Annotated in this window: 17 protein-coding genes; 2 read left to right on the top strand and 15 right to left on the bottom strand. The window is 70.5% G+C overall.

The genetic code is table 11. From position 1 onward, the window contains the following. Window positions 1-11 precede the first annotated feature (11 nt). Complete coding sequence (locus tag ACWGDB_RS11295) at window positions 12-509, top strand: DinB family protein (RefSeq protein WP_453822202.1); 498 nt, start codon at window positions 12-14, stop codon at window positions 507-509. Between the two features lie 31 nt (window positions 510-540). On the opposite strand, the gene ACWGDB_RS11300 is transcribed toward ACWGDB_RS11295, so the two are convergent. Beyond that, on the bottom strand, window positions 541-1,419 hold the full coding sequence (locus ACWGDB_RS11300; protein WP_453822203.1) for an LLM class flavin-dependent oxidoreductase: 879 nt from the start codon (window positions 1,417-1,419) through the stop codon (window positions 541-543). A gap of 60 nt (window positions 1,420-1,479) precedes the next feature. On the opposite strand from ACWGDB_RS11300, the gene ACWGDB_RS11305 reads away from it, so the two are divergent. Then, complete coding sequence (locus ACWGDB_RS11305; RefSeq protein WP_453822204.1) at window positions 1,480-1,842, top strand: DUF192 domain-containing protein; 363 nt, start codon at window positions 1,480-1,482, stop codon at window positions 1,840-1,842. 28 nt (window positions 1,843-1,870) lie between these two features. On the opposite strand, the gene ACWGDB_RS11310 is transcribed toward ACWGDB_RS11305, so the two are convergent. The 14 genes from ACWGDB_RS11310 to ACWGDB_RS11375 form a co-directional block, all read right to left on the bottom strand. Further along, a complete protein-coding gene (locus ACWGDB_RS11310; protein WP_453822205.1) occupies window positions 1,871-2,494 on the bottom strand; it encodes an OmpA family protein in 624 nt (207 codons plus the stop codon). Between the two features lie 7 nt (window positions 2,495-2,501). After that, window positions 2,502-3,080, bottom strand: a complete 579-nt coding sequence (locus tag ACWGDB_RS11315) for a hypothetical protein (RefSeq protein WP_453822394.1) — start codon at window positions 3,078-3,080, stop codon at window positions 2,502-2,504. Window positions 3,081-3,096: 16 nt separating this feature from the next. Then, a complete protein-coding gene (locus ACWGDB_RS11320) occupies window positions 3,097-3,729 on the bottom strand; it encodes a pilus assembly protein TadG-related protein (protein ID WP_453822206.1) in 633 nt (210 codons plus the stop codon). Next, a complete protein-coding gene (locus ACWGDB_RS11325) occupies window positions 3,726-3,920 on the bottom strand; it encodes a Flp family type IVb pilin (RefSeq protein ID WP_451169122.1) in 195 nt (64 codons plus the stop codon). The genes ACWGDB_RS11320 and ACWGDB_RS11325 overlap by 4 nt, the downstream gene beginning before the upstream one ends. A 133-nt stretch (window positions 3,921-4,053) precedes the next feature. After that, window positions 4,054-4,779 (bottom strand): response regulator, encoded by a 726-nt coding sequence (locus tag ACWGDB_RS11330; protein WP_453822207.1) that lies wholly within the window; start codon window positions 4,777-4,779, stop codon window positions 4,054-4,056. Continuing rightward, window positions 4,776-6,170: a sensor histidine kinase gene (locus ACWGDB_RS11335; protein ID WP_453822395.1), complete on the bottom strand. Its 1,395-nt coding sequence runs from the start codon at window positions 6,168-6,170 to the stop codon at window positions 4,776-4,778. Before ACWGDB_RS11335 ends, ACWGDB_RS11330 begins: the two co-directional genes overlap by 4 nt. A gap of 21 nt (window positions 6,171-6,191) precedes the next feature. Continuing rightward, window positions 6,192-7,094 (bottom strand): DUF5936 domain-containing protein, encoded by a 903-nt coding sequence (locus tag ACWGDB_RS11340; protein WP_427840149.1) that lies wholly within the window; start codon window positions 7,092-7,094, stop codon window positions 6,192-6,194. 34 nt (window positions 7,095-7,128) lie between these two features. Next, entirely contained in the window at window positions 7,129-8,073 is a 945-nt protein-coding gene (locus ACWGDB_RS11345; RefSeq protein ID WP_383603478.1) for a type II secretion system F family protein, read from the bottom strand. A gap of 10 nt (window positions 8,074-8,083) precedes the next feature. After that, window positions 8,084-9,421, bottom strand: a complete 1,338-nt coding sequence (locus tag ACWGDB_RS11350) for a CpaF family protein (protein ID WP_453822208.1) — start codon at window positions 9,419-9,421, stop codon at window positions 8,084-8,086. A gap of 12 nt (window positions 9,422-9,433) precedes the next feature. After that, the gene (locus tag ACWGDB_RS11355) at window positions 9,434-9,805 is read right to left on the bottom strand and encodes a TadE/TadG family type IV pilus assembly protein (RefSeq protein ID WP_453822209.1); all 372 of its coding nucleotides are present in this window, start codon (window positions 9,803-9,805) and stop codon (window positions 9,434-9,436) included. A gap of 1 nt (window position 9,806) precedes the next feature. Further along, on the bottom strand, window positions 9,807-10,127 hold the full coding sequence (locus ACWGDB_RS11360) for a pilus assembly protein (RefSeq protein WP_363037962.1): 321 nt from the start codon (window positions 10,125-10,127) through the stop codon (window positions 9,807-9,809). A 65-nt stretch (window positions 10,128-10,192) separates the two neighbouring features. Next, complete coding sequence (locus ACWGDB_RS11365) at window positions 10,193-11,455, bottom strand: AAA family ATPase (RefSeq protein WP_453822210.1); 1,263 nt, start codon at window positions 11,453-11,455, stop codon at window positions 10,193-10,195. Window positions 11,456-11,464: 9 nt separating this feature from the next. Continuing rightward, window positions 11,465-12,172: a Flp pilus assembly protein CpaB gene (gene cpaB / locus ACWGDB_RS11370; RefSeq protein WP_453822211.1), complete on the bottom strand. Its 708-nt coding sequence runs from the start codon at window positions 12,170-12,172 to the stop codon at window positions 11,465-11,467. A gap of 89 nt (window positions 12,173-12,261) precedes the next feature. After that, entirely contained in the window at window positions 12,262-13,071 is an 810-nt protein-coding gene (locus ACWGDB_RS11375; protein ID WP_453822396.1) for a hypothetical protein, read from the bottom strand. Between the last annotated feature and the right edge of the window lie 140 nt (window positions 13,072-13,211).

Raw genomic sequence — 13,211 nt, forward strand, 5'->3', positions numbered from 1 at the left:
TTTTCGGCGCCATGACGAACTCGACGTACACGGCGGGCGAGAAGGACACGCTCCGGGCGAGCCTCGACCACCACCGGGACGCGGTGCTGTGGAAGCTGGAGGGCCTGGACGACGAGCAGCTGCGCCGCCCGATGACCCCGACCGGCACCAGCCTGCTGGGCCTGGTCAAACACCTCGGCTCGGTGGAGTACGGCTGGTTCGTCTCGACCTTCGGCGGCGAGGTGGAGCCCCTGTGGTTCAACCCCTACAGCGCCGAGGACATGGCGGCCGACCAGGGCGAGACGACGCAGCAGATCATCGACTTCTACGGCCGTGCGCGCGCCGCGGCCGACCGAGTGATCGCCGAGCGGCCGCTGACGGACCTGGGGCAGCCGGCGTGGCGTGGCGAGGCGGTGTCCCTGCGGTGGGTGCTGGTTCACATGATCGAGGAGACGGCACGGCACGCGGGCCACATGGACATCGTGCGGGAGCTGATCGACGGGGCGACGGGGGCTCACCAGCCGGGCTGAGCCCCTCGCGTGCCGTCGCTCACGTGGTCCCTCACGGCACCAACGGCCGCACTTCCTCCGCCGCGAACCGCACGAACCCCTCCGGGTCGGGCTCGTCCCCCGTCGGCTGCAGGACCACGGTGTCCGCACCGGCGTCCGCGAGCCGCTGAACGGCCTTCGCGACGGCGCCGGCGTCTCCGGCGACGCCGAGGCCGGGGACGTCACCGACCCCCTCGGCGTCGAGCTCTGCCTTGAGCCGTGCGGGCCCGTCGGGGCCGGTGGCGGTCAGGAGGTAGACGACGACCTCGTGCGGTTCGCCTCCGGTACGTCCCGCCGCGGCCCTCCCCTCCTCGATGAGTTGCCGTGCCTTGCGCACCCCGTCGGGCGAGGTCGAGGCGGTGAGCAGGGTCCCGTCGGCCGCCTCACCGGCGAGCCGCAGCGAACGGGGCCCGGTGACGCCGGCGATGACGGGCACCGGCCCGGCGGGCGGCCAGTCGAGGGCGACGTCGTCGAGCTTGACGTATCGCCCCTCGGTGGTGACCGTCTCCCCGCCGAGCAGGGCGCGCAGGGCGACGAGATGCTCGCGCAACAGCGTCACCGGCGACTCGGCCCGCGCCCCGACCTGCCCCATCCAGTCCTGCACACCGTGCCCGAGGGCGAGGATCGGCCGTCCGGGGAACATCCGGTACAGCGTGGCGGCTTCCATCGCGGTGATGGCGACGTTCCGCAACGGGACGGGCAGCAGCCCGACGCCGACCCGCACGCGCTCGGTCCACGCCAGTGCGGCGGCAGCGGTGGAGATCCCTCCCTCCCGGAAGCAGTCCTCCCAGAGCCAGAGTTCCTCGAGGCCTGCCTCGTCCGCGATGCGGGCGACGGAACGGAGTCGCTCGGGGGCGAGTTGGGGACGGAAGATTGCGCCTAGTCCGGTCATGGGCCTTTCCTACCCGGGTGGCACTCGCCGGACAACAGGAAATCCAGGAGGTGGCTGGGGATGGGGCGGCGGTGGCGGGGCGGTCGGGGGACGCTGGTCGTGCACGGGGAGCGGGGGGACGTCTCGGTGCCCCTGGAGGTCGCCGCGTCCTATCGGGCCCGTACGAAGGGGCTGCTGGGGCGGGACTCCATCGCCGGGGCGATGCTGCTCACGCCGGCCGGCAGCGTGCACACCTTCCGGATGCGCATGCCCATCGACGTCGCCTATCTCGACCGACGGCTGAAGGTCATCGCCGTACGCACCATGGCACCGGGGCGGCTGGGCCTGCCCCGGCTTCGGTCGCGGCATGTGCTGGAGGCCGAGGCCGGGGCCATGGCCGGGTGGGGGGTGCGGGCCGGGGTACGGATGACTGTCGAGGCGTAGCCGTGGACGGGGTGACTCCCACGGCCGGTCAGTTGTCCGTGCGCGGGAAGGACACCTCCACCCGTCGGTTCTTCTTGCGGCCCGACTCGGTCGCGTTCGAGGAGATCGGGTACTGCTCGCCGTAGCCGCGTACCTCGTAGGTGACCGTGGAGTCGGTCAGCTCCGACTCCAGGACGCCCTGTACGGCGTTCGCGCGCTTCCTCGACAGGACGTCGCCGTGGGCGGAGGAGCCCAGGTTGTCGGTGAAGCCGAAGACGCGGATGCGTGTGGCGTTCTGGGTCTTGATCTCCTCGGCGATGTCCGAGATACGGGCCTTCGCCTCGCCGGTCAGCTTCGCGCTGTCCTTGGGGAAGAGAACCTCGGCCTGCAGCGCGAACTTCACGTCCGAGTTCGTGTCCTCCCGGCGTTCCTCACCGGCCTGATCCTCGACCACCTGCTTGATGTCCAGCACCTTGGCCTCCGCGAGCGTCGCCCCTTCGGGGAGCTTGAGATCGGGGTCGTTGGCGTCGACCTCCACGGGGGCGGTGGCGGTGGCTTCGGTACCGGGCGGGACGCTGGGGTCGTCGGCGGCGTGGGCTGTTGTGGCACCCAGGAGATTGGTGGCGACCATGAGGGTGGCTGCGGTGAGGGGGAGGCGGGGGGTGCGGGTCATTTTGGCCTCACCCGGAGATCTGGAGGGTGGCGGAGGCAAAGGTCGGCAGCTGGAAGCTGACCTCGTTTGTACTTGTCGGCGGGGCGGGGAACTGCATGAAAACAGGAATGGAGTCGCCGGGCTTGATTCGCGGCATGCTGGTCGTCGTCAGGGGACGACCGTCCGTGTCGCGCAGCACGTAGTACCGCTTCTTGCTCGCCGAATCGACGAGAGTCGCTCCGCCCAGCGATGTTCCGTGCCTGACGATCTCCGTCTCGTCACCCGAAGTGCGCGCCGACACGCGGGCCGCCTCGTCACCGTCGTTCTTCATTTCGCCGCTCACGGTGACGAACCCACCGGAGTCGCGCTGAGCAGAGGTGATCCTGAGGATCAGACCGTCCTCGCCCTTGAGTTCGGCAAGGAGATCATCGGTTCCCTCTTGAGCACTCGGATTGGACCCGCCGCCCTTGGAGGCTGACGCAGACGTCTCCGGCTTCTTGTCGTCGTCGCCTCCTCCTCCGCAGCCGGCCACGCCGAGGGCCAGTCCGGCCACGGCGGTCAACGCGACCATCCCCCTGCGGGCCTTCGTCGTGAACCGAATGCTCATGCCTCTGCTTCCTTCGTCACTCGTCGTTCGCTTGTGAGTCGGCCAGATGGACATCGAAGAGGTCCTCGGGGGCCGGAAGAGTGGTCGGGTCCTCCGGGTCCAGGTCCCAGTCCGTGTCGTCGCACTTGAGTTGCGGCAAGGGCAGTGTGTCGTTCCCGTCACCGTCGTCGCCGCCCTCTCCGGGAAGATCGAACGTGCAGCGAGGCTCGATCACGGCGGTGGCTGACGCCTTCGACTTGAAATCCTCCGTGCCGGGGACGATGGAGTCGCCCACGGACTTGTTGGTTTCGACATCCACCGTGTAGCCCAACGGCTCTGCCGACCCGCAGCCTTGGACATCGGCGTCGTTCTGGGCCGCCAGTTCGTAGGCCCGCCAGCATCCGTCGACCAGTTCAGTATCGCCGTCAAGGATGTCCTGCCACTTTGTCGGGTCGCCCACAACCTCCAACCAGTCCCCGGCGAGTTGGTCCCGGGACTCCTGGGCTGCCGCCAGCGCCGCCGCATCGGCGGCCGTTTGGGCACCGTTCCGATTCGCTGCGGCCTGGCCGACCGCAAGGTAGGCGAACGCGAGAAAGAGCAGGCCCCCCACCACCGTGATGTAGATGGGGAAGGCCTGCCCAGCGTCGCCGAAGGTACGGCGCTTGATCATCCGGTGAGTTCGTCGATCTGCTCCACAATCGCGTCGTAGATCGTCTGGCCGATGTCCGTCCCAGTAATCGCCAACACAATCGCCACCACCACCGCGATGATCCCCAGATACTCCACCGCCGTCTGCCCCTTGTCGTCGCGCTCGGCGCGGGAGCGCAAGTACTCGACGGTGGTGTTGATCCAGTTGCTCATGGTGTTCCCCTCTGGGCACGCAAGTCCTGTGAGAAGTCTCAGGAGAAAAGTAAGCGCGAACACCCCGAACACCAGAGGGTCCCAGGACCCAATTCCAGGCCTCGGCCGAAAACCGCCGTCGCAGCATCGCCGCTCATCCCCGTCCTGGGTGTGAACCCGGCGCCGTCCCCAGCCACTTGGCCGCGGCCTCCCCGCGGCTGCTGCTGTGGAGTTTGGCGAAGATGCGGTTGATGTGGTTCTTGACCGTCTTCTCGCTGATGAAGCAGGCGGCGGCGATCTGCTGGTTGTTCATGCCGGATGCGATGAGGTCCATGATCTCCGCCTCCCTCCTGCTCAGCCGGAACCGTGACCGATACGACGACGACTGTCCCACAGTTGGTTGCACTTGCGAAAGCGGTTCTGCGGAATTGCCTGTCGCAGTTGGGAGTTCGGCGTTTGCTTGCGCGAGTGATGCCGCTGCCGTGGGGGTGAGCCGGGGCTCCGCCGACCCCCTGCCTCGCTCGATGTCCCGCACCGCCGCCACCAGTTCGTCCGTCGTGAACTCACCGTGGACCAGATAGCCGGCGGCGCCGAGACGCAGTGCTTCGCGGACCGTCTCCGACTCCCCGCTGTAGGTGAGCATCATCACCGGGGCGATGCCGACCAGGTGCGGGAGGGCCGTGATGCCGTCCGTGCCTGGCATGCGGACGTCCAGGAGGATCACGTCGGGGCGGTGGCGGCGGGCCGCTTCCTGGGCCTCCAGGCCGTTCGCCGCCTCGGCCACCACCGTTATGTCCACGTGGGTGGAGAGGAGGGCCGTCAGGCCCGCTCGGACCACCGGGTTGTCGTCTGCCACCACTAGCCGGAGGGGGGTGTTCATGGGGTCGCCTTCGTCGTCGTCAGGGCCGCCAGCGGGAGTTCGAGGCGGACCTCCGTGCCGCGAGCGTGGGTGCCCTTGCCGATGTGGATGCCTGCGCCTATCGAGGCGGCTCGTTCGGCCATACCGATCAGGCCGAAGTGGCCCGACCGGCGGAGGTGTTCGAGGGTCGCGTCGGGGGGCATGCCCCGGCCGTCGTCCTGGACCGTCAGGCACAGCACCTCGCCCCGCGCACCCGCCCGCACGCCCGCGCGTACGTCCACCCGGGTCGCGGCCGCGTGGCGGTGGGCGTTCTCCATGGCCTCCTCGGTGATGGTGAGGAGGTGGCGGGCGACCGCCGGTGGGACCAGGAGGGCCCGCAGGGGCGCGTGGGCGGCCTCGCCCGGAGTGGTGTCGTACGTGGCTGTCATGCCCGTGCGTTTCGTGAAGGCCGCGGTACGGGCGGCCAGTTCCGGCGTGATGTCCGTCGCGTGGTCCGGGTCCGACTCGCGGCGCAGGTCCGCCAGGAGTTCGCGGGACTCGGCGGCGGCTCGGCGGGCCGCGCGAGCCACCAGTTCGGCCTGCTGGCTGACGCGGGCCGGGTCCATCGACGCCGACCCCGCGGAGAGCGCCAGGCCGTCCGCCGCCAGCGCCACGCCGTGCAGCGTCTTCGCCACCGAGTCGTGCATCTCGCGGGCCAGGCGGGCCCGTTCCGCGCCGACCGCCTCGGTCACCGCAAGCCGCGCCTGGATCGTCGTCAGTGCCTGCGTGGCCGTACCGAAGCGGAGCATGAGGTTGCGCAGGGAGGAGCCGAGCGCGCCCGTGATGACGCACAGGCCCGGGAGCAGGAGTTTCTCCGCCAGGCCGCTGCCCGCCTGCGCCTCCTTGTTGATCGCGTAGGCCAGCAGCAGGATCAGGGACTGCACGCTCGCGAACACCGCCGCGCCCCGGTAGCCGTAGACGATGCCGGCGAGCAGGGGCGTGCAGACGCTGACGTAGGCCAGCGTGGTGTCGGGGCCCGCGGAGATGAGGAGGAGGGCGGTGAAGAGGGTGTCCAGCGCCAGGAGGGTGGGGTGGCGCAGGAGGAGCGGGCCGAAGCGTTCCCAGTCGCGGAACAGGGCGTAGGAGCCCATGAACGTGACCACGACCGCCGCGCCCATCAGCCGGGTTCCCAGGCCGGGCGTCGCGTTGAGCAGGGCCGCGGGCGCGGCGAGGGCGATCATGGCGAGGCGGAAGCCGAAGACCTGCCGGCACATCGCCTGGAGGGCGTTTATCTGCAGCGGTATCGCGGCGGCTTGTCCGGCTGCCCGGGACGGCCGCAGGCGCCGCAGCAGAAGCGCCATGCCTGCCGTCGCACCCGGCGCCGAGGTCCCCCCTGCGCCTGCGCCCGTACCCGCGCGCATCCTCACCGGCATGCCTGCCATGCGGTCCTCCCCCTACTCCCCCGTCAGCGAACCGAAGTCCGTCCCGGACCCCAGCAGCAGTCCCGCCCCCAGCAGGATCATCGTGGCCGGCACCATGAACGTCGTGATCATCAGCGTGGCGCGTGGCACCGCCCTGGCCGCCTTCCGGCGGGCGTTCTGGGCGTCGGTGCGGCGCATGTCCTTGGCGAGGGCGACCAGGGTGTCGACGATCGGCGCGCCCAGTTCCTCGCCCTGCTGGAGCGCCGTCACGAACATCGCCACCTGTTCGGAGTCGTTGCGGCGGCGGAGTTCCGCGAAGGCCTGGCGGCGGCTCATGCCGAGGTCCATCTGGCGCAGGGTGATGCGGAGTTCGTCGGCCCAGGGGCCCTCGTACTTCGAGGCGACCCGGTCGAGGGCCTGACGGAAGCCAAGGCCCGCGCTCACCACGACCGCCAGGACGTCCAGGAAGTCGGGCAGGGTGCGCTCGATCTCGTCCTTCCTGATCCGGATCGCCGACCAGATGCCGACCTCCGTCCAGAAGGCGCCGAAGGCCAGCAGCAGCAAGGCCACCAGTACCTGGCCCCGGAGCAGGAACACCAGGAAGCCCAGCGCGCCCAGGAAGCCGTACACCGCGCGCCTGGCCGCGTAACGGTCGATGGTCAGGCCGCCGGGGTTCCCCGCGAGGTCGATCTTGCGGCGGTACCTGGCGACCAGCTTCGGGCCCATCAGGCGCAGTACGGCGGGGGCGTAGCGCATGCCCATGCGGTCGATGAGCGAGTCCACGGCGCCGGTGCGGGTCGCGCCGATCTCCAGGGCCAGCGCGAGATCGCTGGGCAGTTTGGCGTCCGCGCGGTACATGCGGATGCCGGCGAAGATCCCCCACACGCTGAGGGCCATCACCAGGGCCAGTACAAGTCCCAGTTGTCCGAGTCCCATGGTCCGTCGTCCTCCCTTCCTGCGCCTCGGCGCCTCAGACGTCGATCCGCGAGAGGCGGCGGATCAGGACGAAGCCCACGGCGTACAGCCCGAACGCGATCAGCACCGCCACCTGGCCGACCGGGGAGGCCGTCATACGGTCCAGGGCCCCGTCCTTCACTCCGTTCATGAGGAAGAGCGACCCCACGCCCAGCGCCGGAACGGCGTACGACGTCATGCTCACCTGGGACAGTTGTGTACGGACCTCGCGTCGCGTCTCCTTGCGCTCCTCCAGCGTCTCCGTCAGGTTCCGCAGGGCGCTCACCACCTGGCCGCCGGCCCGGTTGGACAGCACCAGCGTGGTCACCAGGACGACGAGTTCGCGGGACGGGAGGCGTTCCGCGAGCTCGCCGAGGGCGTCGTCCATCGAGGCGCCCAGCGCCAACTGGTTGGACACCTTGGCCAGTTCCTCGCCCGCCGGGGCCTCCAGCTCCTCCGCCGCCAGGCCGATGGCGGTGCGCAGGGCGAGGCCCGCGTGGGCCGCGTTCGCCAGGATGCGGGCCAGTTCGGGGAGTTGGTTGATGAACCGCTCGATGCGCTTCTGGCGTTGCCAGTTCAGGAACTGCATCGCCGCCCAGACGCCCAGCAGGCCCGCGATCGGGCCGAAGAAGGGGGCCAAGGTCGCCTGGCCGACCAGCCACAGGCCCGCCACCGTCGCCAGCATGTAGACGAAGAACTCGCCCGGCGTGACGTCCAGGCCCGTCGCCACCAGCCGCAACTCCAGCCGCTTGCCCAGCTTCGTGCGGCGCAGGCGGCGGTCCAGGTCGGCGAAGCGGCGCCGGCGCCCGGCTCCGGTGATCTGGCCGGCGGAGGTCAGACGCTCGACCAGGGCCTGGCGCTGTGCCCGGCCGGCGGCGTGGACGTGTACGCCCGCCACGGCCAGGGCGCAGGTCAGCAGGGCGACGCCGGTCGTGAGCGTGATGCGGGTCTGGAGGTCCATCAGCGGGGTCCTACCTGGCTTCTCGGGTGGCGAGCTCGAGCGGGGACTGGGCGACGCCGAAGGCCTGGGGTATCGGCTGGCTCGCCATGTAGAGGCGGTCGGCGGTGCGGCGCGGGAGGGGGAAGTACGCGAAGGCGCCGTGGACGCGGCCGTCCGGCGTCATGGGCTGGGCGTGGAAGCGGGCCACCGTGGCCAGCCGGTACGGCTCCGCCCCGTGGCTGTCCAGGATCGCGATCTCGGTGATCCTGCGGGCGCCGTCCGGGAACCGGGTCAGCTGGATGATCACGTCGACCGCGCTGTTGATCTGGTCGTGCAGCGCCTCGAAGGGGACCGACACGTCGGACATGGAGGCGAGGGTCTTCAGCCGCATCAGGGCGTCCTCCGCGCTGTTGGCGTGCACAGTGGCGAGGGAGCCGTCGTGGCCGGTGGACATCGCCTGGAGCATGTCGAGGGACTCGCCGCCGCGGACCTCACCGACGACGATGCGGTCGGGGCGCATCCGCAGGGAGTTGCGGACCAGGTCCCGGATGCTGACCTGGCCCTTGCCCTCGACGTTCGGCGGCCGCGACTCCAGCCGGATGACGTGGGACTGCTGCAGCTGGAGTTCGGCCGAGTCCTCGATGGTGATGATGCGCTCGGCCTCGGGGATCAGGCCCGACAGCGCGTTGAGCAGCGTCGTCTTGCCCGTGCCCGTCGCTCCCGAGACGATGATGTTGAACTTCGCCTGCACCAGTCCGGCCAGCAGATACACCATCGGCTCGTCGAGCGAGCCGAGGCCGGTCATCTCGTGCAGGGTGAAGGAGCGCGGGAAGCGGCGGATCGTCAGGGTCGCGCCGGTGAGCGACAGGGGCGGGATGATGACGTTCACGCGCTCGCCGGACGGCAGGCGCGCGTCCACCATCGGGTTCGACTCGTCCACGCGCCGGTTCACCGTCGAGACGATCCGCTCGATGGTCTGCATCAGCTGGTCGTGGGAGGGGAAGCGGAGCGGCAACTGCTCGACGCGGCCACCTCGTTCGACGAAGATCGCGTCCGGGCCGTTCACCATGATCTCGGTGATCGACGCGTCTTCGAGCAGCGGCTCCAGGATGCCCAGGCCGAGTGCCTCGTCGACGACCCTGCGGATCAGCTGCGAGCGCTCGACGGTCGACAGCACCGGGCCCTCGCGGCTGATGATGTGGCCGAGCACCCGCTCGAGGCGGGCCCGGCGCTCGGCCGCGGCCAGCGAACTCATCTCCGCGAGGTCGATCTCCTCCAGGAGCTTGGCCCGGTACGAGGCGACCAGGTGGCCGTCCTCGCCCCGGCCGGCGTTCTCCTCCGGGGCGTTGATGCGTGACCTCAGGCTCATGTGGATCCTCGTTCAGTGGTCGAGCGGCATGGTCGCGGTCTTCTGGGCGGCGTCGAAGTTCCAGCCGGGGACGATCGACGGGATCTCGACGGTGGCCGTGACGGTGACCGTGTCGCCGCCGGCCGCCTCCGAGCAGGCGGTCCCGTCGGCGAGCCAGCCGCTGACCGCGTTCTGGCACCCTTCCTGGGCGGCACCGGGTTCGAGCGAGGCGGCCCGCGCCCCCGCCCTGGCCGCCGTACCGGCCTGCTGGGCGGTGTAGGCGATGAGCCCGACCTGGATGCCGGCCATGGCGACGAGGATCAGGATCGGGATGAACCCGAGGTACTCGATGGCGACCTGACCGCGGTCGCGGCCCGCACGGCGGGGGAAGAGCCGGTACGACATCTCAGTCCTTCTCCTCCTGCACGGCCCCCGCGTGCCCCTCCACCGTGAACGGGAAGCCGATGGAGCCGGGGAAGAGGACGGGCACCTGGAGGGTCACGTCGGCGGTGACGAAGTCGCCGTTCGCGTCGCACTCCACGGTGGCGCCCCCCTGCCATGAATCCGGAAGGTGTTGGAGCCCTGCTTCCGCGCAGGCCGACTGCCCCTCCGACGCCGTCGCCGCCCGGGCCGCCTCGTCCGCAGCATTCCCCGCGAGCGTGAACGTGTACCCCAGCAGCACGCACTGCCACAGCAGCACCAGCGTCAGGATGATCAGCGGCGTCATGCCGAGGAACTCGATGGTCACCTGGCCCCGGTCGTCCCTGAGCCGGCCCTTGTCCCCCCGCCCCCTCACCTCCCGATCTCCTTCCGGCGCCGGAAGGTCAGCGCGGCCCGGTCCCCGCCCCGCGCCCGTCCGTTGCGGCGCGGTGAGGCCCCCTCGGTGCCCTTGACCAGGCCCAGTTCCCCCGCGAGCGCCCACAGGGCCTGCTTGACCGTCCCCCGGTTGTCCAGCTCGTGCACCCGGCCGGCGTCGACGGCGCCCTGGAGTTCCTTGAAGTTGGCGGGGATCGCGGTGGCCGCGACCGACGTGCCGGTGATCCGCTGGATCAGGGCGGGCTGGATCTCCGTGCCGCGCGAGTGGCGGTTGACGACGATCATGGTTTCCTCCGCCTTGCGGATCTGCAGGCGGTCCCACATCCGGACCGTGCGCTTGGCGCCGCGCACCGCGACCACATCCGGGGTGGTGACGAGGAGGGCCGTGTCGGCCATCTCCACGGCCGCCGCGCTCGCACCGCTCAGTTGGGCGCCGCAGTCGACGACCACGACCTCGTAGCGGGAGCGCAGGGCGGTGACGACATGGCGGGCGGCGCGGTCGGTGACCTCCTCGCCGCGTTCGCCGTCGCCGGGAGCGAGGAGCAGTGCCACCCCCGTGTCGTGCCGGAACACCGCGTCCGCCAGCACGCGCGGCGTGATGTCGCTGATGGCGGCGAGGTCGACGACCGAGCGGCGGAACTGGATGTCCAGGTAGGACGCGATGTCGCCGGTTTGGAGGTCCATGTCGAGCAGGGCGGTGCTGCGGCCCGACGCCTGGGCCGCGAGCGCCAGTTGGATGGCCGTGAGGGTGGCGCCCACGCCGCCCTTCGCGCCGCTCACCGTCACGACGGTGCCGCCGACGCCGCTGAACACGTCGCCGCCGGAGCCCAGATGCCGCCGTACCCCCACCGACCACTGGGCGACCGCGTGGACGCGGCTGGCCAGTTCCTCGTAGTGCAGCGGCAGGGCGACCAGGCCCCGGGCGCCGTAGTCCATGGCGGCCTGGAAGAGGCCGGGGCTCGCGTCGGACGTCACGAGGATGACGCCCACCGCCGGGAAGCGCAGGGCGACCTCGCGGATGAGCTCCAGGGCCGGGACGGGGCCGATGCGCTCGTGGACGACGACGACCTCGGGCAGTTCGTCGATGGACTCGGCGGCCAGGCGGGCGAGGGTGTCGACGAGTTGGGTGGAGTCGGTGACCGGGGCCACCGGCTCGGCGTCGGGGAGCTGGCTGAGCAGCGTCGTGAGGGACCGGACCGCGTCCGCGTCGCCGACGGCCGGGAGGATCCTCGTGGGCATGGGGGCCTCTCACTTGTCCTTGGCGAGTTCGTAGGTGCGGTCCGTCGCGGAGATGTCGGAGTCGGCGCCGGGTGCCACCAGGGCGAGCCGGACCTCGTCGGCGAAGGACTCGGCGTAGGTGATGCGCTGGGCGTCGACGGTGCGCAGGGCGAAGGTGATCGGGACGGCCTCGGTGGGCTGCCGGTCCCGGTCGTCCGCGTCGGGGCGCAGGGAGGTCAGCTCGCCCACGTCGATGACGCGGGCGTTCTCGACGATGAGCTTGGACTGGTCGGGATCTCCGTCGCGCTGTCCCTCGAAGGTGGCGTAGACGTTGACCGTGGAACCCGGGGTGATCTTGCCGGCCACACCTGTCGCCGCGTCGATCATGATGGCGAGTTCCTGCTCGCCCTGCTGGAGGGCGGGCTGGTCGACGATCATGTCGCTCTGCAGCAGGGAGCCCTCGAGCAGTCGGGTGACGGCGATCTTGCCCTGGATCTCACGGAGGTCGGTGACCGCGTTCTCGGACAGCCACCGCTCGGGCATCTCGATCTTCTCGAACTGGGCTGCGCTGAGCGGGGTGTAGGGATCCACGTTCCGCTTGAGCCGGTACGCGGTGACCTCTGGCCCGACCTTGGACTTCACGTCGTTGATGACGGACAGGACACCGGCGAAGGCGCCGAGGGCGCAGACGACCGACAGGAGCAGGAGTATGACGCCGCGGCGCTGACGGGAGTTCATGAACCGTGCAACCTCATTGGGGGAATCGGTCGGGTGCGTTCGGAGTGGGTCGGGCGGGGTCGGGGCTGCCGTGACGGCCGGGGTCCGGGTCAGCCCGCGCGGGCCGGTTGCTCGTGGGTGGGCGGGGTGGCGGAGCAGAAGACGCAGCGATCGCCGATGACGTCGATGCCGCACCAGTGACAGGAGTTCTGCCGTACCGAGGTGACGAGCTGGTAGAGCACCGAGAGGTCGGGCAGGAAGGAGCAGAACTCGATCAGCCGGGGCGTCCCCCACCAGGTCGTCGACTCGGCGGGCAGGACCACCTCGCGCAGGCCCTGCGCGTTCCAGGACTTGGCCAGGCCGGTGGTGACCCAGTCGGACTGGAGCTGCCCCTGGGCGACCAGCATCGAGGTGCCGAACTCCGGGCCGGGGAGGGTGACTCCGGGAGCGATGCGGACGAGTTGCGGGGCCGGGTGGGCGAGGACGCCGAACTGACTGCCGGGCATCCAGGACTTGGCGTGCGACTTGAGGTCCACGGGGATGCGGTCCAGCTTGGCGACCGAGCCGAGGAGGGCTCCGGCGTGGATGTAGTGGGTGAGCAGCCGGCCGGCGGAGGCGAGCACGCCGGGGCTGAGGTCGCAGGAGGCCAGCTGCCGCAACTGCCGGGCCAGGACGGCCAGTCCGAGCGGGGGCAGTCCGGGCCGGAACACGGCGATACGGTCGCTCTCCAGCAGGGACCGTACGGTGTGCAGTCGCTGCTGGACGCCACGGGGAACGGCCTGCGAGCAGACGACCACGACATGCCCGTGCTGCTCGATCAGCGTCTGCATGCCCGCCAACGACCGCTCCAGGGGCTCCCGGTCGAGGTCCTGGAGCACGACGGCGGGCACGGTTCGCTCGTCCTGCGCCGGTAGCGCCATGTCGGCGCTGGTCACGGCAATGGCAGTTGGCACGCGCAGCTCCCCGCTTCCCGCCCGGTCCGGTGCACGGGTGTTACTCCGGTGCACCGAGATGACTTCATTGCGTGACTATCTCAGCACTGTATCCACGGCTTGATGAC

The sequence above is a fragment of the Streptomyces sp. NPDC055013 genome, assembly GCF_053608645.1.